This is a genomic window from Pseudomonas sp. S3_B08 (genome assembly GCF_054667725.1).
In genome coordinates this window covers 4,474,210-4,498,152 of the sequence record NZ_CP162750.1, presented here as the reverse complement: position 1 = coordinate 4,498,152, position 23,943 = coordinate 4,474,210, and the positions used below count along the sequence as shown (strand labels likewise).

Genomic DNA, 23,943 nt, shown 5'->3' with positions numbered 1-23,943 from the left:
TCGATTGACGCCAAGCGCCAGCCAGGAGAGCCCGTCATGTCCCAGTCGCCGTCCCTGAGCCAGTTACGCGATCCCGAAGCCTTTCTGCGCCGCCACCTTGGCCCGGATGCCGCCGAGCAGCAGGCGATGCTCGACAGCCTCGGCCTGGGCAGTCGCGCCGAGCTGATCGAGCAGACCGTGCCGCCGGGCATTCGCTTCAATCGCGCACTGGATCTGCCGCCGGCACTCGACGAACAGGCTGCGCTGGCGAAACTGCGCGGTTATGCCGAGCAGAATCAGCTGTTCACCAGCCTGATCGGCATGGGCTATCACGGCACCGTCACGCCGACCGTCATTCTGCGTAACGTGCTGGAAAATCCCGGCTGGTACACCGCGTACACCCCATATCAACCAGAGATCGCCCAGGGCCGGCTCGAAGCCCTGCTGAATTTTCAGCAGCTGACCATCGACCTCACCGGCCTGGAACTGGCCAACGCCTCGCTGCTCGATGAGGCCACCGCAGCGGCCGAAGCCATGGCGTTGGCCAGGCGCGTGGCGAAGTCGAAGAGCAATCTGTTTTTTGTGGATGAAAACTGCCATCCGCAAACCCTCTCCGTGGTGCAGACCCGCGCCGAAGGTTTCGGCTTCGAGCTGGTCGTCGACGCGGTGGATAACCTGGCGCAGCACGAGGTGTTCGGCGCGCTGCTGCAATACCCCGACACCCACGGCGAAATCCGCGATCTCAAACCCTTGATCAACCACCTGCACGCACAACAGGCCCTGGCCTGCGTCGCTACCGATTTGCTCAGCCTGCTGGTGCTGACGCCGCCGGGTGAGTTGGGTGCCGACGTGGTGTTCGGTTCGTCCCAGCGTTTCGGTGTGCCGATGGGTTATGGCGGCCCTCATGCGGCGTTTTTCGCCAGCCGCGAGGAATACAAACGGGCGATTCCGGGGCGGATCATCGGTGTGTCGAAAGATGCTCGTGGCAACGTCGCGCTGCGCATGGCCCTGCAAACCCGCGAGCAACACATCCGCCGCGAGAAAGCCAATTCGAACATCTGCACCGCGCAGGTGCTGCTGGCCAATATCGCCAGCTGTTATGCGGTGTATCACGGCCCCGAGGGCTTGAAGCGTATCGCCCAGCGCGTGCATCGCCTGACCTGCCTCCTCGCCGCGGGACTCAAGCGCAACGGTATCAAACGGCTCAACGAGCAGTTCTTCGACACCCTGACCCTGGAGGTCGGCGGTGCGCAAACGGCGATCATCGAAAGCGCTCAGGCGGCGCAGATCAACCTGCGCATTCTTGGCCGCGGCCGCGTCGGTCTGAGTCTGGACGAGACCTGTGATGAACACACCGTGGCGAAGCTGTTCGATGTGCTGCTCGGCGCCGATCACGGCCTGAGCGTTGATGCGCTTGATGCGGAGGACATCGCCTCGGGAATTCCCGACGAACTCCAGCGCAGCACACCGTACCTGCAACATCCGGTGTTCAACGCTCACCACAGCGAAACCGAGATGCTGCGTTACCTCAAACAACTGGAAAACAAGGATCTGGCGCTCAATCAGTCGATGATTCCGCTCGGTTCCTGCACGATGAAGCTCAACGCCACCAGCGAAATGATCCCGATCACCTGGCCGCAGTTCGCCAATCTGCATCCCTTCGTGCCGAGGGAGCAGGCTGTCGGTTACACACTGATGATCGAAGAACTTGAGCGTTGGCTCTGCGCGATCACTGGTTTCGATGCGATCTGCATGCAGCCCAATTCCGGCGCCCAGGGCGAATACGCCGGGCTCCTGGCGATCCGTAAATATCACGAGAGCGGGGGGGAGGGCGCGCGGGATATCTGCCTGATTCCGTCGTCGGCCCATGGCACCAACCCGGCCTCGGCGCAGATGGCCGGAATGCGTGTGGTGATTGTCGAATGCGATGAGGCGGGCAACGTCGATCTGGATGATTTGCAGCTGAAAGCCGCAGAGGCTGGGAATAAGTTGTCGTGCCTGATGGCGACCTATCCGTCGACCCATGGCGTTTACGAGGAAGGCATCAGCGACATCTGCGCAGTGATCCACCAGCACGGCGGCCAGGTGTACATGGATGGCGCCAACCTCAATGCCCAGGTTGGTCTCGCCCGACCGGCGGACATTGGCGCCGACGTGTCGCACATGAACCTGCACAAGACCTTCTGCATTCCCCATGGCGGCGGCGGGCCGGGCATGGGGCCGATCGGCGTCCGTGCGCATCTGGCGCCGTTCGTCGCCAACCATCCGGTGGTGCCGATTGACGGGCCGCTGGCGCAGAACGGCGCAGTCAGCGCAGCACCGTGGGGCAGTGCGAGCATTTTGCCGATCAGTTGGATGTACATCGCCATGATGGGCCCGCAACTGGCGGACGCCAGCGAGGTGGCGATTCTGGCGGCAAATTATCTGGCGCAGCATCTATCCGGGGCGTTCCCGGTGCTTTACGCCGGGCGCAACGGCCGGGTGGCGCATGAATGCATTCTTGATCTGCGCCCACTGAAGGCGCAAACCGGCATCAGCGAGGAAGACGTTGCCAAGCGGCTGATGGATTACGGCTTCCACGCGCCGACCATGTCCTTCCCGGTACCGGGTACGTTGATGGTCGAGCCGACCGAGAGCGAATCCAAGGCAGAACTCGACCGCTTCATCGCGGCGATGCTGAGTATTCGCGCAGAGATCAATGAAGTGCAGAAGGGCAACTGGCCGGGCGAAGACAACCCGCTCAAACGCGCGCCGCATACCTTGGCCGATGTCACTGGAGTCTGGGAGCGACCCTACAGTGTCGAACAGGCCATCACCCCGGATGCGCACACACGCTTGCACAAATATTGGCCGGCGGTGAATCGGGTGGATAACGTTTACGGCGATCGCAATCTGTATTGCGCCTGCGTGCCGGTGGATGATTACCGCTGAAGATCAAAAGATCGCAGCCTTCGGCAGCTCCTACAGTAGGAATGCATTCCAAAGGTAGGAGCTGCCGAAGGCTGCGATCTTTTGATTCTGGCGCAAAAAAAAGCCGCTCGATCGAGCGGCATTTTTCATGGCGCGAGGCTTACTCGGACGCCACGGCGTTCTTCGCCAGAATCGCGTTCGCCAGTTCCATGTCCGAAGCCTGCAGGCCCGGGTTGTCGGCGCGGACTTTCTGCATGGCTGCTTCCAGGTACGGGCCACGGATGCCGCCGTCGCTGGCGACGAAGCTGCCGGCGTCGTCCTGGGCGGCGACGATCAGCTTGTGATCCTTGAACGTCAGGTAGGTCGAGCCGGTGGTGGCACCGGAGGAGATGACGTTACGCCAAAAGCTGTCCGCCATGGCCGAACCAACGGGAAGCGACAGCAGGGCCAAGGTGGCGACAGCAAGTTTGAGACGCATGATGAGGTGACTCCTGGGATTGACTACGGCGTTGGATAGCCGATCCCCCGATCCAGTTCCGTGCTGAATTATTTCAACTCACTTTGCGGCGTCACCCGCAGCACTTCTTCCACCGTGGTCAGCCCCGCCGCGACTTTCTGCGCGCCGGACAGGCGCAGGCTGCGCATGCCTTCCTTGAATGCCTGACGCCTGATCGCGGTGAGGTCGGTATCCGGGGTGATCAGCGCTTTGAGGCTGTCGCTCAGTTGCATGATTTCGTAGACCCCGGCGCGGCCGCGATAGCCGGTGTCGCGGCATTCCAGGCAACCGATCGCTCGCTGCGCATTGCTCGGCAGCGGCGCTTGCCAGGGCCGGGTCAGGGTTTGCCAGTCTTCATCCTCGAGCGTCAGTGGCGCCTTGCAGTGCGGGCATAACGTGCGCACCAGACGCTGAGCCATAACGCCGAGCACGGTGGCTTTGATCAGGTAATGCGGCACACCGAGTTCGAGCAAACGGCTGATGGCGCTTGGTGCATCGTTGGTGTGCAGGGTGGACAAGACCAAGTGGCCGGTGAGTGCGGCCTGAATCGCCATTTCCGCAGTTTCCAGATCGCGGATCTCGCCGATCATGATGATGTCCGGGTCCTGTCGCATCAGCGCGCGCACTCCAGCGGCGAAGGTCAGTTCGATGTTGTGCTGCACCTGCATCTGGTTGAAGGCCGGCTCGACCATTTCGATCGGGTCCTCGATGGTGCAGAGGTTGACCTCCGGCGTCGCAAGTTTTTTCAGCGTGGTGTACAGGGTGGTGGTCTTGCCCGAACCGGTCGGCCCGGTGACCAGAATGATGCCGTTGGGCTGGCGGGTCATGTCCTGCCAGCGGCGCAGGTCGTCGGCGCTGAAACCCAACTGGTCGAAATTTTTCAGCAGCACTTCCGGGTCGAAAATCCGCATGACCATTTTTTCGCCGAACGCCGTCGGCAAGGTCGACAGACGCAATTCCACTTCGCCGCCGTCCGGGGTCTTGGTCTTGACCCGGCCATCCTGGGGTTTGCGTTTTTCCGCGACGTTCATGCGGCCGAGGCTTTTCAGGCGGCTGACGATCGCCATGGTCACCTGCGGCGGGAATTGATAGACGTTGTGCAGCACGCCGTCGATGCGAAAGCGCACGGTGCCGTGCTCGCGGCGCGGTTCGATGTGGATGTCGCTGGCGCGCTGCTGGAAGGCGTATTGGAACAGCCAGTCGACGATGTTGACGATGTGCGCGTCGTTGGCGTCCGGTTCCTGGTCGCTGGCGCCGAGATTGAGCAGTTGTTCGAAATTGCCGAGGTTGCCGCCCTGGGCGTCGGCATTGCTGGCGCCGCTGACCGATTTGGCCAGACGAAAGAATTCGACGCTGAAGCGCTGGATGTCGACCGGGTTGGCCACAACGCGTTTGATCGGCAGCTTCAACACGTGGGTCAGGTCGGCTTCCCAACCGCTGACGTAGGGCTGAGCGCTGGCCACGGTGACCGAATCGCGGTCCACGGCGACGGCGAGAATCTTGTGGCGCTGGGCGAAGGCATAGGACATCAGCGGCGTGATCGCCGCGACATTGATTTTCAGCGGATCAATGCGCAAATACGGCTGACCGGCCTGTTGCGCCAGCCACAGGGTCAGGCTTTCCAGATCCAGATGTTTGCCCGGACGGCTGAGGTCGTCGAGTTGCTGGCTGGCGATGAATTCCAGCGGATGCATCTGCCCGTGAGCAGCATGGCGACGGCGGGCATTGAGCGCCTGTTCCGCCGCGTCCTGGCAGATGAAGCCTTGGGCGACCAGTTCCCGTAATACATCGTTGAGGTCCAGCCAGCGGTCCTGAGTGACAAATTGAACGGACATGCGGCTTTCCTTTTTAAGCGTCATGCGCAAAAGGATAGTCGTGGCTCTGCTGACCGTTGGGCCACTACCCGACGAAGCCGTTGCCGGATTTGTCAGCCGGCAGCCTGTGCGGGCGCCTGCCACGCTGCGTCGGCGTTGTGCAGGTCCACTGTGCAGACGCTGATCAGGTTGCGCAGTTTTTCCGCGATCACTTGCGCGCGATGCCAGCTCAGGCCGCCCATTAGCAGGTCGATCGACAGCAGATCTTCCTGGCGCTGGACGTTGACCTGCTCCGGCGTCAGAAACTGCAAAGCGAACAGATTCAGCACCCGCACCAGCAGATCCGGCTCGGCCTCGGCGAGGATCCGGTACTGCGCCAGGCAGTGGGCGTTGTTGACGTTCCAGACATCGGCGCGGGTGGGGGCGCTGTTCACGGCTTCAAGGTGCGGCATGGCGAGTCTCCAAAATCACTGGAGAAATTTTTACATTCGGTGCGGGGTATTTCTTGGCTATGATCGGCGTCTGAACGGATTTATCGAAAGAGTTGATTCGTGAAAGCTGATCTTTGAGGATTTTTTATGCACAGCGAGCTGGACGCCTACGACCGCAAGATCCTCGCCTTGCTCCAGGAAGACGCTTCGCTGTCGAGCGCGCAGATCGCCGAACAGGTCGGCCTGTCGCAATCGCCGTGCTGGCGGCGGATTCAGCGGATGAAGGAGGAGGGCATTATTCGCGGTCAGGTGACCTTGCTGGATCGCAAGAAGATCGGCCTGAACACGCAGATCTTTGCCGAGATCAAACTCAACGCTCATGGGCGTTCGAACTTCACTGAATTCACCGAGGCGATTCGCGGCTTTCCGGAAGTGCTGGAGTGTTATGTGCTGATGGGCGCAGTGGACTTCATGTTGCGCATAGTCGCGGCAGACATTGAGGCGTACGAGCGGTTCTTTTTCGAAAAGCTGTCGCTGGTGCCGGGGATACAGGAAGTGAATTCGATTGTGGCGCTTTCTGAAATCAAGTCCACCACGAGCCTGCCGGTCTAGTGCGGATGGCCTTTGTGGCGAGGGGATTTATCCCCGCTGGGCTGCGCAGCAGACCCCGCTTGATCGTTCCCACGCAGAGCGTGGGAACGATCAGGTGGGAAGGTGTTTAGCTGCGCAGGAGGATTTTCCAAGCGCGGTTCTGGTACACCGCAATTGCCTGATGCTTGCGTGCATCGAGCAGTTCGTCGGTGATGGTCGGCTCGTTGGCCAGTTGCGCCAGTTTGTTCAGCTCACCGTACAGGCGATCCATTTCCGGGATGTCCAGCACGTTGCGCGCATGGTGCAACCAGACCTGAATGCGTTCGATACGCGGCAGTTGTTCAGCGAGATCTTCCGGCTGCTGCTGATAGCGTTGCAGCTGCAGAGCAGTGGCTTCTTCGCCGAGCAGACGCGGCAGCCAGCTGTGCAGTTGCGCGTCACCCTGACGATTACCGCGAGTGTTGCGGTCGGCGGTCCAGGTGCGGGCCAGCAGCCAGCGTGAAGCGTTCAGCGAGAACTGGCCCCAGCGCGGGTCTTCCAGTTCTTCGAGGAACTGCTCCGGCGCGGCCTTGCGCACGTCTTCGTCTTCGATGCCGACCTGTACCAGTGGACGCCAGTCTTCCAGCAAGGCATCGAGGGCCACGCGCAAATCGTGGGTCGACTGACGCGGCGCAGCCTGGCCGAGGCTGCTGAGCAGGGCGCGCATTTCCGCGAGGTTCTCGACCCAGTCCTGCAGCAGACGCCAGTGGCCGTTGAAGCGATATTGTTCGGCCAGACGCTGGCTGCTGCCGAGCAGATGCCAGCTCAGCGCGGCGAAGGCGTCGTCGAGACGGGTTTCGGTGGTCAGCTGCGGCGCTGGCAGGCTCAGCGAGTAGCTGTTGGCGTCGTGCAGGCGATAACCGCGCTCGGCCTTGCTGATATCGCATGGCATCAGCGCCAGGGTTTCGGCCAGTTCGGCAGCCAGTTCCAGCAACGCGGCAGGCTCGCCTTCGCGCAGCTCCAGTTCCAGCTCGCAGATTTCTTCTTTCTGCTTGCCGACCACCACGTGACCGAGATCCAGCGCGGCTTCAATGACTACTTTGGTCTTGCCACGGCCCCAGGCGATTTCGGCGCGCTCGCGGACGAAATCGGTGGTGAAGATCGGCTTGAGGGTTTTCTTGTCCAGCTCGGCGAGCGACTCGGGCCAGCATTCGCCGTCGAGTTTCTTCACGTCGAGCTTGGCCTTCGGCAGTTTCCAGTCGTACTCGTTACGCTCGGACAGACCGGCGACGCTCTGGCCGCGGGTCTTGAGAGTTTGAATCACTTCGTCACCGTCCTTGCGCAGGCGCAGGGCGACCTTGGCCTGGGCGAGGTCGCGCTCGGGGGTGTCGAAGTACTGGTTCATCAACTCACGGCGTTCCCAGCCACTTTTGTTTCGTTTCTTCAGCAGCGGGTGCTCGCGCAGGGCAGCGAGGGTTTCGCGGCTGACGCGGAGTTTGATTTCAGTTTCTTTTTGCATGGCCGGAACATCCAGAATCGGGAGCGCAGCCGGGGGAATGTGTGGCTGCCAAGGCCGTGCAGTGTACAGGAGTCAAACTTCCTACGCCCTGCGGCGGTTTATTCCGCGCGCCGGATGGTTCTATAGTGGGCCTCAATCCGGGACCTGGAGTCAGTGATGCCATTGCCGTCCATGCAAGACCAGTTCGCCGCGCTGATTGCCGCGCCATCGGTCAGCTGCACCCAACCGAACCTGGACCAGTCCAACCGCGCCGTCATCGATCTGCTCGCTGGCTGGCTCGGTGACCTGGGTTTCAGCTGCGATATCCAGCAGGTCAGCCCCGGCAAATTCAATCTGCTCGCCAGTATCGGCAGCGGCCCCGGCGGCCTGGTGCTGGCCGGGCACAGCGACACCGTACCTTATGACGACGCGTTGTGGCAGACCGACCCGCTGAAGCTCACCGAAGTCGACGGTCGCTGGGTCGGGCTGGGCAGTTGTGACATGAAGGGCTTCTTCGCGCTGATCATCGAAGCCGTGCGGCCGCTGCTCGATCAGCCGTTCAAGCAACCGCTGCTGATCCTCGCCACCTGCGACGAAGAAAGCTCGATGTCCGGCGCCCGAGCGCTGGCCGAGGCCGGGCAGCCGCTGGGCCGCGCGGCGGTGATCGGCGAGCCGACCGGGCTCAAGCCGATTCGCATGCACAAAGGCATCATGATGGAGCGCATCGATATCCTCGGGCAGAGCGGTCACTCGTCTGATCCGCGCCTGGGCCACAGCGCCCTTGAAGCGATGCACGATGCGATCGGCGAACTGCGCGGTCTGCGCCTGTTGTGGCAGCGTGAATTCAGCAACCCACAGTTCAGCGTGCCGCAACCGACGATGAACTTCGGCTGCATTCATGGCGGCGACAACCCCAATCGCATCTGCGGCCAGTGCTCGCTGGAATTCGACCTGCGCCCGCTGCCGGGCATGGATCCGAGCCTGCTGCGCGCGGAAATCCTGCACAAGCTCAACCCGGTGGCCGAGCGGCACAAAGTGAAGATCGACTACAAACCGCTGTTCCCGGAAGTGCCGCCGTTCGAGCAGGCTGCAGATGCCGAACTGGTGCGCATCGCTGAAAAGCTCACCGGCCATCGCGCCGAAGCAGTAGCGTTCGGCACCGAAGCGCCTTATCTTCAGCGCCTCGGCTGCGAAACCATCGTCCTCGGCCCCGGCGACATTGCCTGCGCGCATCAACCCGGCGAGTACCTTGAAATGTCACGTTTGCAGCCTACCGTGCATCTGATTCGGCAGTTGATTGAACATTATTGCCTGACGACAGACGAACGATGACGGCCCTGTGTGGGAGCGAGCCTGCTCGCGAAAGCGTTCCGTCAGTCGCCATTGATGAACCTGATCCACCGTTTTCGCGAGCAGGCTCGCTCCCACAGGGTTAAATGTCTTGCATCAACCCGGTAAATTGCCTGCACCACAACCCGTATTCATGAGGAGAGCGCGCGTGTCGCCAAGCCTGTTCCGACGATAACCATCAGCCCGCTGTGCGTTTTTCGTTTCGCCCCTTTTTTCGGCTGCTCTTTATTACAGGCCCAGGTTCATGCCCGAATACGTCAATTGGCTTCGCCACGCGTCTCCTTACATCAATGCCCACCGCGATTGCACCTTCGTCGTCATGCTTCCCGGCGACGGCGTCGAGCATCCGAATTTCGGCAATATCGTCCACGACCTGGTCTTGCTGCACAGTCTGGGCGTGCGTCTGGTGCTGGTGCACGGCTCGCGCCCGCAGATCGAAACCCGCCTCGCCGCCCGTGGCCTGACCCCGCATTACCATCACGGCATGCGCATTACCGATGCCGCGACGCTTGAGTGTGTGATCGATGCGGTCGGCCAGTTGCGCATCGCCATCGAAGCGCGGCTGTCGATGGACATGGCCTCGTCGCCGATGCAGGGCTCGCGTCTGCGCGTGGCCAGCGGCAACCTCGTCACCGCGCGGCCGATCGGTGTGCTGGAAGGTGTCGACTATCACCACACCGGTGAAGTGCGTCGGGTTGACCGCAAAGGCATCAATCGCCTGCTCGATGAGCGCTCGATCGTGCTGTTGTCGCCGCTGGGCTATTCGCCGACCGGCGAGATCTTCAACCTTGCCTGCGAAGACGTCGCCACCCGCGCCGCCATCGATCTGGGCGCGGACAAGCTGCTGTTGTTTGGCGCCGAGCTCGGCCTGATCGACGAAAACGGCAAACTGGTGCGCGAACTGCGCCCGCAACAAGTGCCGGCACATTTGCAGCGTCTGGGCATGAGCAACTATCAAGCGGAATTGCTCGATGCCGCCGCCGAAGCCTGTCGAGGCGGCGTTGCGCGCAGCCATATCGTCAGTTACGCCGAAGACGGCGCATTGCTAACCGAACTGTTCACCCGCGACGGTGGCGGTACGCTGGTGGCGCAGGAGCAATTCGAACTAGTGCGCGAGGCGGCGATTGAAGACGTCGGCGGCCTGCTCGACCTGATCAGTCCGCTGGAAGAGCAAGGCATTCTGGTGCGCCGCTCGCGGGAAGTACTGGAGCGCGAAATCGAACAGTTCAGCGTGGTTGAACGGGAAGGCATGATCATCGCCTGTGCGGCGCTGTATCAGATTGCCGATTCCGATGCCGGCGAACTGGCGTGCCTGGCGGTGAATCCGGAATACCGCCACGGCGGACGCGGCGACGAGTTGCTCGAACGCATCGAAACCCGCGCGCGGGCGCAGGGTTTGAAAACCCTGTTCGTACTCACCACGCGCACCGCGCACTGGTTCCGCGAGCGCGGTTTCGAGCCTAGCAGCGTCGAACGCCTGCCAGCGGCACGGGCGTCGCTGTACAACTATCAGCGCAACTCGAAGATCTTCGAAAAGACCCTCTGAACAACAGCGAGGTCTGTGGCGAGGGGATTTATCCCCGCTGGGTCGCGTAGCGGCCCCCTGTGGTTTCACTTGGAATCGCTGGGGCACTGCTGTGCAGTCCAACGGGGATAAATCCCCTCGCCACTTTCTGCATTCAGTCAGAGATGAACCTGGCGCTGACGTACGGCGAATAATCCGCCAGCACTGTCTCGACCTTGCCCTGTTCCTTCAAGAATTTCGCCGTTTCGGCAATGGCCTCGGCGGTGCCGCCGTCCAGCAGCGCCGTGCTTTGCTGCGCCTTGGCATCCGGGAACGCCGATCCGGCCAGCAGTTCCGGCACATCTGCTGCGTTGGCACCGGTCAATTTGGCGATTTTCTGCACAGGCACCGAGTCGGCCGTCCAGCTGTCTTTGTGTGCGGCGTAATCAGCGAACGACTCCAGGGTGACCTTGGCAAACTTGGCCACGATCTCGGGATGCTTCTCGGCAAAGTCCTTGCGCGCCACCCACACCTCAAAGGTCGGCGCACCCCACTGGCCGACCTGGGCGGCGTCGGTCAGGGTCTTGCCGGTCTTGCGGATCTCGCCCAGCGCCGGCGACCAGACAAAGGCCCCGTCAATGTCGCCACGCTTCCACGCGGCGGCGATTTCCGCCGGTTGCAGGTTGACCACTTTGACTTGCGAGGTATTCAGGCCCCAGTGCTTCAGCGCCCCAAGCAGACTGTAGTGCGAGGTGGACACGAACGGTGTGGCGATGGTTTTACCGATCAGGTCCTGCGGTTTGTCGATGCCGCTGCCGTTGCGCACCACCAATGCTTCGGCGGCATTGATCTGTGCCGAAACGATGAACGCCACGATCGGCAGATTGCGTGAAGCAGCTGCTGCCAGGGGACTTGAGCCAAGGTTGCCTATCTGTACGTCGCCAGAAGCAATGGCAGTGACGACTTCCGGGCCGCTGTTGAAACGACGCCAGTCGATCTTCTCGCCGATGGTTTTTTCATAGACACCATCGGCCTGCGGCACTTTGCTCGGATCGATCCCGGTCTGGTAACCGACCGTCAGACCGGCGGCATGTGTGGAAAAAGAAAACAGTGCCGACACACAAACTGTAACAAATTGACTTGATAGTGCGCGTTTCGCCATGATGCGTCGCCTTTTCGATGGGATTTGCCGTGTTGGGAGTACGGCAAAGCTAATCGATCTAAAAAAAGGTCAGCAAATACCATTTAGGAATGAGCTTAGGCGCCGATACGCTGTTTCCCGGCGCGGATGGCCATTAATGGGCCATATGCCTGAATGGCATGAAAAAGGACGAATAAATTCTTTTTGGGATTATCAGGAAGTCTTTACGCTGCAGGGACCAAATCACTCGCGATTAGACGATGGTCGTAGACATACAAGGTTACGATTGACTTGGCAGTCACGGTCTGGCGCTAATCGCGAATCTTAGGATTCAGGGCAAATCGACCCCGAACCAGGAACACAAGAATTAGAACGAGAGGAGCGATACATGAACAAGTCCACCTTGGCCCTGGCTGTGGCCGTTGGGGTTATGGCGCAGCAGGCAGGCGCCGCCGGTTTCATCGAAGACAGCAAGGCTACTCTGGGTCTGCGCAACTTCTACATCAACACTGACAACCGTAACGGCACTGCCGAACCAAGCCGCAACGAAGAGTGGGGCCAAGGCTTCGATCTGCGTTTCATTTCCGGTTACACCCAAGGCACTGTCGGCTTCGGTATCGATGCCATCGGCCTGTTGGGCGTACGTCTGGATTCGGGCGGCGGCACCAACGGTAACGTTGCCTCCAACGGCACCCCAGGCACTGCTTACGGCGGCACTGTTTTCCCAAGCGAATCCAACGGTCAGGCAGTTGATAACTTCTCCAGCCTGGGCCTGACAGCCAAAGCGAAGATCTCCCAGACCGAACTGAAGCTGGGTACTCTGCAGCCGAAGAACCCGGTCATCGTCACCAACGACGGTCGTTTGCTGCCGCAAACCTGGCAGGGTGGCCAGATCACTTCCGGCGAGATCAAGGACCTGACTCTGGTCGGTGGCCAGATCGAGCACGTGAAAGGTCGTAACTCCAGCAACAATGAACAGCTGTCGATCGGTGGTGCAAACGCACGCACCGCGAACAGCAACAAGTTCATCTACGCCGGTGGTGATTACAAAATCACCAAGGACCTGACTGCCCAGTACTACTACGGCAATCTGGAAAACTTCTACAAGCAGCATTTCCTGGGTCTGGTGCATAACTGGTCGATCGGTCCAGGTGTGTTGAAGTCCGACTTCCGTTACTTCAATAGCTCCGACGACGGCCGTAATGGCGATGAATCTGCCTATTTCAGCAACGGTGCCTACGGCAACAGTTCGCTGGGTAACGGCAAAGGCAAGGTCGACAACAATCTGTACAGCGGCCTGTTCCTGTACACCGTTGCCGGTCACACCTTTGGTGGCGGCTATCAGGTGAGCAACGGCAGCAGCGACTTCCCTTGGCTGAACCAGGGCGACGGTTCGTCGAACTACACCATCACCGACATGCAGATCCAGAAGTTCAACCGTGCCGGCGAGCGCACCTGGCAAGCACGTTACTCCTATGACTTCGCCAAGGTTGGCGTGCCTGGCCTGACCGCAGGCATGGTTTACCTGCGTGGCGACAATGTCGATACCTACGCGAGTCGTGTGCAAACCTCCAATGGCGCTTCCGAGTGGGAACGCGATCTGACCGTGGCGTACGTGGTTCCGGAAGGCCCGTTGAAGAACGTCGGCTTCATGTGGAAAAACGCTTCGTGGCGCACCGACATCGCTGGTCAACGCGACCAGGACGAAAACCGCCTGATCCTCAGCTACTCGATCCCGCTGCTGTAATAGCACTCGAGCAACTGAAGCAAAAAAAAGCCCCGTCCGGCATCGCGCCGGACGGGGCTTTTGCGTTTCGAGTCAGGCTCACCCCCGTAAGCCCTTCTCGATTTCCCTCTTTGCTGCAACTCAAGGCCTTCTCGAACCTTGCGTTGGATGTTCGTCGCGATGCGGGTCGGTGTCCAATGAACAGATGTTTAATATTCATTAATGATCTAGATATCTAGTTATTTATTCTTTTTCGCGCTGATCGATCCCGAGCTACAGTTGTTGTCTCCCATCCCTCATCAGGAGCAGCACCATGAGCCTCAGACTCGGCGACATCGCCCCCGATTTCGAACAGGACTCCAGCGCCGGCAAGATTCGTTTTCACGAATGGCTGGGCGATAGCTGGGGCGTGCTGTTTTCCCATCCGGCGGACTTCACTCCGGTGTGCACCACCGAGCTGGGTTTCACCGCCAAGCTCAAGGATGAATTCAGCCGACGCGGCGTCAAGGCCATCGCGCTGTCGGTTGACCCGGTGGACTCGCACCACAAGTGGATCGAGGACATCAACGAAACCCAGAACACTATCGTCAACTTCCCGATCCTGGCCGATGCCGATCGCAAGGTCTCCGATCTCTACGACCTGATCCACCCGAACGCCAATGACACGCTGACCGTGCGTTCACTGTTCGTCATCGACCCGAACAAGAAGATCCGTCTGACCATCACCTACCCGGCGAGCACCGGGCGCAACTTTCACGAGATCCTGCGGGTGATCGACTCGCTGCAACTCACCGACAACTACAAAGTCGCCACACCGGCTAACTGGCAGGACGGTGAAGAGGTGGTGATCGTGCCGTCGCTCAAGGACGAAGACGAGATCAAGCAGCGCTTCCCTAAAGGCTATCGCGCGGTGAAGCCCTACCTGCGCCTGACGCCGCAGCCGAACAAATAAGATTTGTGGTGCAGTCACCGCCGCTTTCGCGAGCAGGCTCGCTCCCACATTTGCAATGCATTCCCCTGTGGGAGCGAGCCTGCTCGCGAAGGCGTCAGTCCAGGCACTTGAGAATCCAGAATCACAACGCAGGGGAATTTCGGCCGTTTCGACGGCCTTTTTTTTCGCCTGGATTCTGCTCCGCGATATATCTCTTAAATGCATAACCAAATGAATAAATATGATTTATGGATATATAAATCAGCTGGTAAGGTCACTGCCATTGAAGCGAGATCGCAGCCTGCGAATCGCCTGTAACGCTTAAAGGAATCTGCAATGCTGGTCGTCTCACTCGGTGGCAGCCCCAGCCTGCGCTCCCGTTCCGGGGTGCTGCTGGAGCGTTCGCAACGCTGGTTGCAACAGCAAGGGGTGGAAGTGGTGAGTTATCAGGTGCGGGACTTCCCGGCCGAGGATCTGCTCCACGCGCGCTTCGACAGTCCGAAGGTCCTCGACCTGCTGCAACAGATCGCAAACGCCGATGGCCTGCTGATCGCCACGCCGGTTTACAAGGCCTCGTTTTCCGGTGCGCTGAAGACCCTGCTGGATCTGCTGCCGGAGCGTGCCTTGAATCACAAGGTTGTCTTGCCGATGGCTACCGGCGGCAGCATCGCCCACATGCTAGTGGTCGATTACGCCCTCAAGCCCGTGCTGTCGGCACTCAAAGCGCAGGAAATGCTTCAGGGTATTTTCGCCGAGGACAGCCAGATCGCTTATGGCGAAGGCAGTGCCGCCGCGCAACTGGCGCCTGCCCTGGAGCAACGGTTACACGAGGCCCTGGATCAGTTCATCGGCGCCATGGCGCGCCGGCCGAAACCGCTGGAGCCAGGCCTGCTGAACGAACGTTTGTTGAGTGCTCGCTGGAGCATTTAAGCCTCATCGAAATTTGAAGTACTGGCCTTACTCGCCCGCCAACGGGCAAGCAGGTGCAGCCACAACCCAACAGCAAAAAGGAGAGCGCTATGCGCACTGTATTTTTGCGTCGTGGTCTGGTCGCTCTGTTTGCTGCGGCTGTCACCTTCGGCGCCATCACCCAAGCTCAAGCCGAGACATTGCGGATCGGTTATCAGAAGTACGGCACGCTGGTGCTGCTCAAAGCCAAAGGCACGCTGGAAAAACGTCTGGCGGCGCAAGGCGTCGACGTGCAATGGACGGAATTCCCCGGCGGCCCGCAGCTGCTCGAAGGCCTCAACGTTGGCTCGATCGATTTCGGCGTGACCGGCGAAACCCCACCGGTATTCGCCCAGGCCGCTGGCGCCGATCTGCTCTACGTCGCCTATGAACCGCCAGCGCCGAACAGCGAAGCGATCCTCGTGCCGAAAGACTCGCCGATCAAATCGGTGGCCGATCTCAAGGGCAAGAAAGTCGCCCTGAACAAAGGCTCCAACGTGCACTACCTGCTGGTGCGCGCGCTGGAAGACGCCGGCCTCAAGTACAGCGATATTCAGACCGTGTTCCTGCCGCCGGCCGATGCCCGCGCTGCGTTCGAACGTGGCAGTGTCGACGCCTGGGTCATCTGGGATCCGTATCAGGCCGCTGCCGAGAAACAACTGCAAGCGCACACCCTGCGTGACGGCAAAGGCATCGTCGACAACCACCAGTTCTATCTGGCCACAAAACCTTACGCGAAGAAAAATCCCGAGGTGATCAAGACCCTCGTCGAAGAGGTGCGCGCGGTTGGTGAATGGTCGAAAGCCAATCCCGAAGACGTGACGCAACAGGTCGCGCCGCTGCTGGGCCTGCCGGCGGACATCACCCTGACCTCGGTGAAACGCCAGGGCTACGGCGCGCTGTTCCTGACCCCGGAAGTGGTCGCTGCGCAACAGAAAATCGCCGACACGTTCTTCCAGCTCAAGCTGATTCCCAAGCCGTTGAGCATCAAGGATGTGATCTGGACCCCGCCGGCCGCTGTGGCCCAAAGCTCCCAAGCCCAGTAATTCGAATCCACAAGGAGACCACTCCATGAGCCTCAATATCTTCTGGTTCCTGCCGACCCACGGCGACGGCCATTACCTTGGCACCGCCGAGGGCGCCCGCGCGGTTGATCACGGTTATTTGCAGCAAGTCGCGCAAGCGGCGGATCGTCTGGGTTTTGGCGGGGTGCTGATTCCGACCGGGCGTTCCTGCGAAGACTCGTGGCTGGTGGCGGCCTCGCTGATTCCGGTGACCCAGCGCCTGAAGTTTCTGGTCGCCCTGCGCCCCGGGATCATTTCCCCGACGGTCGCGGCGCGCCAGGCAGCGACGCTGGATCGTTTGTCCGGCGGGCGTGCGCTGTTCAATCTGGTCACCGGTGGCGATCCGGAGGAACTGGCTGGCGATGGTCTGTTCCTCAACCATGAGGAACGCTATCAGGCCTCGGTGGAATTCACCCGCATCTGGCGCCGTGTGCTGGAAGGCGAAACTGTCGATTACGACGGCGAGCACATAAGCGTGAAGGGCGCGAAGCTGCTGTATCCGCCGATCCAGCAACCGCGTCCGCCGCTGTATTTCGGTGGCTCTTCGGAAGCGGCGCAGGATCTGGCGGCCGAGCAGGTCGAGATGGTTCTGACCTGGGGCGAGCCGCCGGCCGCGGTGGCCGAGAAGATCGCACAAGTGCGCGCCAAAGCCGCCGGGCTCGGCCGCACCGTGCGCTTCGGTATTCGTCTGCATGTGATCGTCCGTGAAACCAACGCCGAAGCCTGGCAGGCAGCGGACCGGCTGATCTCGCATCTGGACGACGACACCATCCAACGTGCGCAGGCCTCGCTGGCGCGCTTCGATTCGGTCGGCCAGCAACGCATGGCCGCGCTGCACGGCGGCAGCCGCGACAACCTTGAAGTCAGCCCGAACCTCTGGGCCGGTGTCGGTCTGGTGCGCGGCGGTGCCGGTACGGCGCTGGTCGGCGATGGCCCGACCGTGGCAGCGCGGGTCAAGGAATATGCGGATCTGGGCATCGACACCTTCATCTTCTCCGGTTATCCACACCTCGAAGAATCGTATCGGGTGGCCGAGCTGCTGTTCCCGCATCTTGACGTTGAACGCCCGGAACTGCCGAAGAGCGCCGGTTATGTCAGCCCGTTCGGCGAGATGGTCGCCAACGACATCCTGCCCAAAGCCGCGTCGCAGAGCTGAGGCGCGGCCATGAACAAATTTATCCACAACCTCGCGCCCTGGGCGTTGCCGGTGTTGCTGCTGGCGGTGTGGCAGTTGTCGGTGTCGGCCGGTTGGTTGTCGACGCGGATTCTGCCGGCACCGGTGGCGGTGCTCGAAGCCGGCGTCAGTCTGGTGCGCAGCGGCGAGATCTGGACACACCTGGCGATCAGTGGCTGGCGCGCAGCACTCGGTTTCACCATCGGCGGCAGCATCGGCCTGGTGCTGGGTTTCATCACCGGCCTGTCGAAGTGGGGCGAGCGCCTGCTCGACAGCTCGGTGCAGATGATCCGCAACGTGCCGCACCTGGCGCTGATTCCGCTGGTGATCCTGTGGTTTGGTATCGACGAGTCAGCGAAGATTTTCCTCGTGGCGCTCGGCACCTTGTTCCCGATCTACCTCAACACTTACCACGGCATCCGCAACGTCGACCCGGCGCTGGTGGAGATGGCGCGCAGTTATGGTCTGAGCGGTTTCAGCCTGTTCTGGCAGGTGATTCTGCCGGGTGCGTTGCCGTCGATTCTGGTTGGCGTGCGCTTCGCCCTGGGCTTTATGTGGCTGACGCTGATCGTCGCTGAAACGATCTCGGCCAGCTCCGGTATCGGCTATCTGGCGATGAACGCCCGCGAGTTCTTGCAGACCGATGTGGTAGTGCTGGCGATCCTGCTTTACGCGGTGCTCGGCAAACTTGCTGACCTCGCCGCCCGTGGACTTGAGCGTGTGTGGCTGCGCTGGCACCCGGCCTATCAGGTTGCCAAGGGAGGTGCGGCATGACTGCTCAACAACCTCCACGCCTGTTGCGCGGGATTCCGCTGGCGGTGCGCAACCTGCAGAAGACCTTCGGCTCACGCCAAGTGTTGCGTGACATCGATCTGCACATTCCGGCGGGGCAGTTTGTCGCCGTGGTCGGGCGCAGCGGTTGTGGCAAGAGCACGTTCTTGCGCCTGCTCGCCGGCCTCGATCAACCGACTGGCGGCGACTTGCTTGCCGGCTCCGCGCCGCTCAGCCAGGCGCGTGACGACACGCGGTTGATGTTCCAGGAAGCGCGGCTGCTGCCGTGGAAAAGGATCATCGACAACGTCGGTCTCGGCCTCAAGGGCAACTGGCGCCAGCAAGCGCTGGACGCACTGGAAGCAGTGGGCCTGGCCGATCGCGCCAATGAATGGCCGGCGGCGTTGTCCGGTGGCCAGAAGCAGCGCGTCGCGCTGGCCGGGGCGCTGATTCACCAGCCGCGTCTGCTGCTGCTCGACGAACCGCTCGGCGCACTGGATGCACTGACCCGCATCGAGATGCAGCAACTGATCGAACGGCTGTGGCAGCAACACGGTTTTACCGTGCTGCTGGTGACCCATGACGTCAGTGAAGCGGTGGCGATCGCCGATCGGGTGATCCTGATCGAGGACGGCGAAGTCGGTCTCGACCTGCACGTCGAACTGCCGCGCCCCGGGGTGCGTGGCTCGCATCGCCTCGCCGCACTGGAAGCCGAAGTGCTCAACCGTGTTCTGTCCCAGCCCGGCGAACCGCCGGCGCCGGAACCCGTTTCACCCCTGCCTACGCAATTGCGCTGGGCGCAATAACACCTTTATCAACGACAGGAATCAATGCCATGACTATCAAAGCCATCAACGTGCGCAACCAGTTCAAAGGCTCGATCAAGGAAATCGTCCTCGGCGACGTGCTGTCGGAAATCGACGTGCAGACCGCTTCGGGCATCGTCACTTCGGTGATCACCACCCGTTCTGTGAAAGAGCTGGAGCTGGTGGTCGGCAGTGAGGTGATCGCCTTTGTGAAGTCCACCGAGGTGTCCATCGCCAAGTTGTGAGCCGGTGAGCAAAAAACAACCCCGGAGGGTGTGAGCCCTGCGGGGTTTTTTGTGCCTGTCGCGGATTCGGCGGCGCGGCTTTCGCGAGCAGGCTCGCTCCCACAGGGGAACGCATTTCAAATGTGGGAGCGAGCCTGCTCGCGAAAGGGCCGGTGCATGCGCTAGAGATTTCTTTTGGGTAGATACGGCGGAAGGTACAACCCGATATAGGCATCAAACACGCGCATCCCTTCCTCGGCCATGCGCGGGGTGATCTGCCCGTGCTGCTGCACCGAACGGGCATAAACCCGGTCGCCAAGTTCCATCGCCAGGGCAAACACATCGACATCGTCCGGCAGCCTCGGCAACTCGAAATGCTGGTCGAACAGCTTGTGCATCAGGTCGCCCAGTTCCAGATCGTGCTGGCGGTCGGCCTGGGTGACTTCGGTCAGGCCATGTTGCGCCAGAATCAATTGCCGCGCGGCTGCGTCTTCGTCGTAGATCTCCAGCATGCGCTGTTCGACCAGTCGCGACAGATCTCGCCAGTCGCGCAAGGCATCATGATCGATCGGTGCTTGCAGGCAAGCGCGGAATGCTGCGTGGACATCGGCGGTCAGCGCTTCGAGCAGCGCCGGGACGCTGGCGAAAAAGTGATACACGGAGGAGGGCGGAATCTGCGCGCGCTCGGCCACGCTGTAAATCGACAGACTGGCCACGCCCTCCGCCGCCAGCAACGTGCGCGCGGCATCGAGGATCGAATCGATCCGCGCCTGACTGCGGGCACGGGGTTTGCGGACGGTGGCGGGACGCGTCATGGAAGTCTCCTGCGGGGCAGCGGGCATTGTACGAGGCGGCTTGTGCGTTGTCTGCCAGTACCCTGTGGCGAGGGGATTTAGCGAAACGTCGCACCGCCCCGTTCGGCTGCGCAGCAGTCGTAAACCCTGAGAGCCGGGTATTCCTGACACACCGAGTGGGATGGATTTGGGGCTGCTTCGCAACCCAACGGGGATAAATCCCCTCGCCACAGGTTTTGTGTTAGGCCATAAAAAAACGCCGCTGGCTGAATCAGCCAACGGCGTTTTTCCTGAAGCTACAACCGCTTAAACGGTATGCAGATACCAGTTGTACTCAAGGTCGGAGATGGAGTGTTCGAACTCCTCCAGCTCGCTTTCCTTGCAGGCAACGAAGATATCGATGTACTTCGGATCGATGTACTTGGCCATCACCTCGCTGTCGTCCAGCTCGCGCAGGGCATCGCGCAAGTTGTTCGGCAGGCTCTGTTCGTTCTGCTCGTAGCTGTTGCCTTCGACAGGCGCGCCCGGTTCGATCTTGTTGACCAGGCCGTGGTGCACGCCGGCCAGTACCGAAGCCATCAGCAGGTACGGGTTGGCGTCGGCGCCGGCCACGCGGTGCTCGATACGTACGGCATCGGCAGAACCGGTTGGTACGCGAATCGCCACGGTGCGGTTGTCCAGGCCCCAGCACGGCGAGTTCGGTACGTAGAACTGCGCGCCGAAGCGACGGTAGGAGTTGACGTTCGGGCAGAGAAAAGCCATCTGCGCCGGCAGGGTCTCGAGCACACCGCCGATCGCGTGACGCAGCGCGGCGTTCTGCTCGGGATCCTCGCTGGCAAAAATGTTTTTGCCGGCTTTGTCCAGAATCGAAATATGTACGTGCAGACCATTGCCCGCCTGGCCCGGATACGGCTTGGCCATGAAGGTGGTGTCCATTTCATGGTCGTAGGCGATGTTCTTGATCAGACGCTTGAGCAGGACCGCGTAGTCGCAGGCCTTGATCGGGTCGGCGACATGGTGCAGGTTCACTTCGAACTGCGCCGGGGCACTTTCCTTGACGATCGCGTCGGCCGGGATGCCTTGCTCTTTGGCACCTTCCAGAATGTCCTGGAGGCAGTCGACGTATTCGTCGAGGTCGTCGATCAGGTAGACCTGAGTCGAGTGCGGGCGTTTGCCGGAGATCGGCGAGCGTGGCGGCTGCGGACGGCCGTTCACGTTTTCCTGGTCGATCAGGTAAAACTCGAGTTCGAAGGCGGCGCAGATGGTCAGGCCGAGCTCGTCGAACTTGGTCACCACCTGGCGCAGCACTTCACGGGGATCGGCGAAGAACGGATCGCCTTCGAGTTCGTGCATGGTCATCAACAGCTGCGCGGTCGGGCGCTTCTGCCATGGCTCGTTGCACAGGGTATCGGGGATCGGATAGCAGATACGATCGGCGTCGCCGATGTCCAGGCCCAGCCCGGTGCTTTCCACCGTGGAGCCATTGATATCCAGAGCAAATAGAGAGGCCGGCAGGTTGATGCCTTTCTCGTAAACCTTGTGGAGGCTGGTGCGTTCGATGCGCTTGCCGCGCACCACACCATTCATATCCGCAATCAGAAGGTCAACGTACAGAACCTCAGGATGTTCCTTAAGGAACGCGTTCGCTTCGTTAAGCTGAACGGCACGCGGGGGTACCGACATGATGCAACACCTTTGTTGTTAAAAATATCAATCATTGATCTTTTCTGGTTTCAGTCAACCCGAACGGCCTGCCGAAGTCAAGCGAGGCCTTTTTTGCCCCGAAAAAGCGCTTGAAGGGCATTTATGGGGCACTTTGGGGCGTTTTTTCAAACCTTGAACGTTGCTCAGCTGCGGGCTTGAGCAGGCCGTGTTGTATTTTTTACGGGGGTGTTGTGTAAAAAAATGAACAAGGCTAAGCTCCGGTCAAACCCATAACAGCAATAATACCGGGGTGCTTCATGTCTCGCCTGCCGTTAATCGGCATCACCGACTGCTCGCAACAGTCCGGTCTGCATGCTCATCACATCAGTGGCGATCAATCCGTCCGTAGCGCAGCCAGCAAGGCGCGCAGCCTGTTGACGAGACTCTCGTCAACATCCGGCAAAACGGCAGCGTCCGATATTCTGGACGTCGGGCACAGCATCCGCTTTATGGCGTCTCCTTCCACTATAGAACTCTTTCCCGCTCAAAGCCCGTGCCGCACTTGGCGCCGTGCTTTTGATTCTGCACGTTTGCAAAGTGCACGGGAAATGCAACGCCAGCGTCAAGGGCAGGTAAGCTCCTCTTTCATTGTCTATGCGCGGTGCCAGGCGTAAGCCGGCACTGCGCGAGCAAGCCCCCTTTAACGCGACGCCGCAAGCGTCAAAATTGCCTGACATCGCGTCAGGAGACTCAGCCCAGAGGCATTTATGAGTAACAACCTCGACCAGCTCACCGATTGGTTGAAAGACCGCAAGATCACAGAAGTCGAATGCATGATCGGCGACTTGACCGGTATTACCCGGGGCAAGATTTCGCCGACCAACAAGTTCATCGCCGAGAAAGGCATGCGTCTGCCGGAGAGCGTGCTGCTGCAGACCGTGACCGGCGACTACGTCGAAGACGACATCTATTACGAACTGCTCGACCCGGCCGACATCGACATGATCTGCCGCCCCGACCAGAACGCCGTGTACCTGGTGCCGTGGGCTATCGAGCCGACCGCGCAGGTGATCCACGACACCTACGACAAGCAAGGCAACCCGATCGAGCTGTCGCCGCGCAACGTCCTCAAGAAAGTCTTGAAGCTGTATGCCGACAAGGGCTGGCAGCCGATCGTGGCGCCGGAAATGGAGTTCTACCTGACCAAGCGCAGCGACGACCCCGACTATCCGTTGCAGCCGCCGATCGGCCGCTCGGGCCGTCCGGAAATCGGCCGGCAGTCGTTCTCCATTGAAGCGGCCAACGAATTCGACCCGCTGTTCGAAGACGTCTACGACTGGTGCGAATTGCAGGAGCTGGACCTCGACACGCTGATCCACGAAGACGGCACCGCGCAGATGGAAATCAACTTCCGTCACGGTGATGCCCTGTCGCTGGCCGATCAGATTCTGGTGTTCAAGCGCACCATGCGCGAAGCCGCGCTCAAGCACGACGTGGCGGCGACCTTCATGGCCAAGCCGATGACCGGCGAGCCGGGCAGCGCGATGCACCTGCACCAGAGCATCATCGACATTCAAACCGGCAAGAACGTCTTCTCCAACGAAGACGGGACCATGAGCCAGTTGTTCCTGCACCACATCGGTGGCTTGCAGAAGCTGATCCCCGAGCTGCTGCCGCTTTTCGCACCGAACGTCAACTCGTTCCGCCGCTTCCTCCCGGACACTTCGGCACCGGTAAACGTCGAGTGGGGCGAAGAGAACCGTACCGTCGGCCTGCGCGTACCGGATGCCGGCCCGCAGAACCGGCGCGTGGAAAACCGCCTGCCGGGCGCCGACGCCAACCCGTACCTGGCGATCGCCGCGAGCCTGCTCTGCGGTTACATCGGCATGGTCGAGGGCCTGAACCCGAGCGCGCCAGTGGTCGGCCGTGGTTACGAGCGCCGCAACCTGCGCCTGCCGCTGACCATCGAAGACGCGCTGGAGCGTATGGAAAACAGCGCGACCATCGAGAAATACCTCGGCAAGACCTTCATCACCGGCTACGTCGCGGTCAAGCGCGCCGAGCATGAAAACTTCAAGCGCGTGATCAGTTCCTGGGAGCGTGAGTACCTGCTCTTCGCCGTCTGATACGCCGGGCGCGGCGGCCAGCCGTCGCGCCTTCACCGATAA

General features: G+C 60.8%; 21 protein-coding genes. 14 read left to right on the top strand and 7 right to left on the bottom strand.

Going from position 1 to position 23,943, the window contains the following annotated elements:
* Positions 1 to 36: 36 nt before the first annotated feature.
* On the top strand, positions 37 to 2,910 hold the full coding sequence (gcvP, locus tag AB4N73_RS20410) for an aminomethyl-transferring glycine dehydrogenase (protein WP_460142477.1): 2,874 nt from the start codon (positions 37 to 39) through the stop codon (positions 2,908 to 2,910).
* 139 nt (positions 2,911 to 3,049) lie between these two features.
* On the opposite strand, the gene AB4N73_RS20405 is transcribed toward gcvP, so the two are convergent.
* From AB4N73_RS20405 to AB4N73_RS20395, 3 genes are all read right to left on the bottom strand, one after another.
* A complete protein-coding gene (locus tag AB4N73_RS20405; RefSeq protein WP_172667868.1) occupies positions 3,050 to 3,370 on the bottom strand; it encodes a DUF2388 domain-containing protein in 321 nt (106 codons plus the stop codon).
* A 65-nt stretch (positions 3,371 to 3,435) separates the two neighbouring features.
* The gene (locus AB4N73_RS20400) at positions 3,436 to 5,220 is read right to left on the bottom strand and encodes a GspE/PulE family protein (protein ID WP_024014732.1); all 1,785 of its coding nucleotides are present in this window, start codon (positions 5,218 to 5,220) and stop codon (positions 3,436 to 3,438) included.
* A 92-nt stretch (positions 5,221 to 5,312) separates the two neighbouring features.
* Positions 5,313 to 5,651: a hypothetical protein gene (locus tag AB4N73_RS20395; RefSeq protein ID WP_041476883.1), complete on the bottom strand. Its 339-nt coding sequence runs from the start codon at positions 5,649 to 5,651 to the stop codon at positions 5,313 to 5,315.
* Between the two features lie 126 nt (positions 5,652 to 5,777).
* Between AB4N73_RS20395 and AB4N73_RS20390 the strand changes: the two genes are divergently transcribed.
* Positions 5,778 to 6,242: an Lrp/AsnC family transcriptional regulator gene (locus tag AB4N73_RS20390; protein ID WP_024014730.1), complete on the top strand. Its 465-nt coding sequence runs from the start codon at positions 5,778 to 5,780 to the stop codon at positions 6,240 to 6,242.
* Between the two features lie 106 nt (positions 6,243 to 6,348).
* Here AB4N73_RS20390 and AB4N73_RS20385 read toward each other — a convergent pair whose 3' ends face one another.
* Positions 6,349 to 7,719 carry a CYTH domain-containing protein gene (locus tag AB4N73_RS20385; RefSeq protein ID WP_041476882.1) on the bottom strand — a complete coding sequence of 457 codons (1,371 nt, stop codon included), beginning with the start codon at positions 7,717 to 7,719 and terminating at the stop codon, positions 6,349 to 6,351.
* A gap of 156 nt (positions 7,720 to 7,875) precedes the next feature.
* Between AB4N73_RS20385 and argE the strand changes: the two genes are divergently transcribed.
* Complete coding sequence (gene argE, locus AB4N73_RS20380; RefSeq protein ID WP_305381722.1) at positions 7,876 to 9,030, top strand: acetylornithine deacetylase; 1,155 nt, start codon at positions 7,876 to 7,878, stop codon at positions 9,028 to 9,030.
* Between the two features lie 262 nt (positions 9,031 to 9,292).
* On the top strand, positions 9,293 to 10,594 hold the full coding sequence (gene argA, locus AB4N73_RS20375) for an amino-acid N-acetyltransferase (protein WP_016772647.1): 1,302 nt from the start codon (positions 9,293 to 9,295) through the stop codon (positions 10,592 to 10,594).
* Positions 10,595 to 10,727: 133 nt separating this feature from the next.
* On the opposite strand, the gene tauA is transcribed toward argA, so the two are convergent.
* Positions 10,728 to 11,717 carry a taurine ABC transporter substrate-binding protein gene (tauA, locus tag AB4N73_RS20370; protein WP_305383151.1) on the bottom strand — a complete coding sequence of 330 codons (990 nt, stop codon included), beginning with the start codon at positions 11,715 to 11,717 and terminating at the stop codon, positions 10,728 to 10,730.
* Positions 11,718 to 12,081: 364 nt separating this feature from the next.
* Between tauA and AB4N73_RS20365 the strand changes: the two genes are divergently transcribed.
* The 8 genes from AB4N73_RS20365 (at position 12,082) to AB4N73_RS20330 (ending at position 19,358) form a co-directional block, all read left to right on the top strand.
* Positions 12,082 to 13,440, top strand: coding sequence for an OprD family porin (locus AB4N73_RS20365; RefSeq protein WP_095181290.1), 1,359 nt, complete (start codon positions 12,082 to 12,084; stop codon positions 13,438 to 13,440).
* Positions 13,441 to 13,732: 292 nt separating this feature from the next.
* On the top strand, positions 13,733 to 14,371 hold the full coding sequence (locus AB4N73_RS20360) for a peroxiredoxin (RefSeq protein ID WP_041476878.1): 639 nt from the start codon (positions 13,733 to 13,735) through the stop codon (positions 14,369 to 14,371).
* A 315-nt stretch (positions 14,372 to 14,686) separates the two neighbouring features.
* The gene (gene ssuE, locus AB4N73_RS20355) at positions 14,687 to 15,280 is read left to right on the top strand and encodes an NADPH-dependent FMN reductase (protein ID WP_016772651.1); all 594 of its coding nucleotides are present in this window, start codon (positions 14,687 to 14,689) and stop codon (positions 15,278 to 15,280) included.
* A gap of 89 nt (positions 15,281 to 15,369) precedes the next feature.
* On the top strand, positions 15,370 to 16,344 hold the full coding sequence (locus AB4N73_RS20350; RefSeq protein WP_315434588.1) for a sulfonate ABC transporter substrate-binding protein: 975 nt from the start codon (positions 15,370 to 15,372) through the stop codon (positions 16,342 to 16,344).
* A gap of 25 nt (positions 16,345 to 16,369) precedes the next feature.
* Positions 16,370 to 17,518, top strand: a complete 1,149-nt coding sequence (gene ssuD, locus AB4N73_RS20345) for an FMNH2-dependent alkanesulfonate monooxygenase (RefSeq protein ID WP_460142476.1) — start codon at positions 16,370 to 16,372, stop codon at positions 17,516 to 17,518.
* A gap of 9 nt (positions 17,519 to 17,527) precedes the next feature.
* Positions 17,528 to 18,310: an aliphatic sulfonate ABC transporter permease SsuC gene (gene ssuC / locus AB4N73_RS20340; RefSeq protein ID WP_315434589.1), complete on the top strand. Its 783-nt coding sequence runs from the start codon at positions 17,528 to 17,530 to the stop codon at positions 18,308 to 18,310.
* Positions 18,307 to 19,113, top strand: a complete 807-nt coding sequence (ssuB, locus tag AB4N73_RS20335) for an aliphatic sulfonates ABC transporter ATP-binding protein (RefSeq protein WP_460142475.1) — start codon at positions 18,307 to 18,309, stop codon at positions 19,111 to 19,113. Before ssuC ends, ssuB begins: the two co-directional genes overlap by 4 nt.
* A 29-nt stretch (positions 19,114 to 19,142) precedes the next feature.
* A complete protein-coding gene (locus tag AB4N73_RS20330) occupies positions 19,143 to 19,358 on the top strand; it encodes a TOBE domain-containing protein (RefSeq protein WP_003229256.1) in 216 nt (71 codons plus the stop codon).
* A gap of 161 nt (positions 19,359 to 19,519) precedes the next feature.
* On the opposite strand, the gene AB4N73_RS20325 is transcribed toward AB4N73_RS20330, so the two are convergent.
* Positions 19,520 to 20,152 carry a TetR/AcrR family transcriptional regulator gene (locus AB4N73_RS20325; protein ID WP_041476873.1) on the bottom strand — a complete coding sequence of 211 codons (633 nt, stop codon included), beginning with the start codon at positions 20,150 to 20,152 and terminating at the stop codon, positions 19,520 to 19,522.
* Between the two features lie 285 nt (positions 20,153 to 20,437).
* Positions 20,438 to 21,814: a glutamine synthetase family protein gene (locus AB4N73_RS20320; RefSeq protein ID WP_016772657.1), complete on the bottom strand. Its 1,377-nt coding sequence runs from the start codon at positions 21,812 to 21,814 to the stop codon at positions 20,438 to 20,440.
* 278 nt (positions 21,815 to 22,092) lie between these two features.
* Here AB4N73_RS20320 and AB4N73_RS20315 point away from each other — a divergent pair, with 278 nt between their 5' ends.
* Together AB4N73_RS20315 and AB4N73_RS20310 are read left to right on the top strand one after the other, a co-directional pair.
* A complete protein-coding gene (locus tag AB4N73_RS20315) occupies positions 22,093 to 22,449 on the top strand; it encodes a glutamine amidotransferase (protein ID WP_150742952.1) in 357 nt (118 codons plus the stop codon).
* 93 nt (positions 22,450 to 22,542) lie between these two features.
* Positions 22,543 to 23,901, top strand: coding sequence for a glutamine synthetase family protein (locus tag AB4N73_RS20310; protein ID WP_016772658.1), 1,359 nt, complete (start codon positions 22,543 to 22,545; stop codon positions 23,899 to 23,901).
* Positions 23,902 to 23,943: the final 42 nt, after the last annotated feature.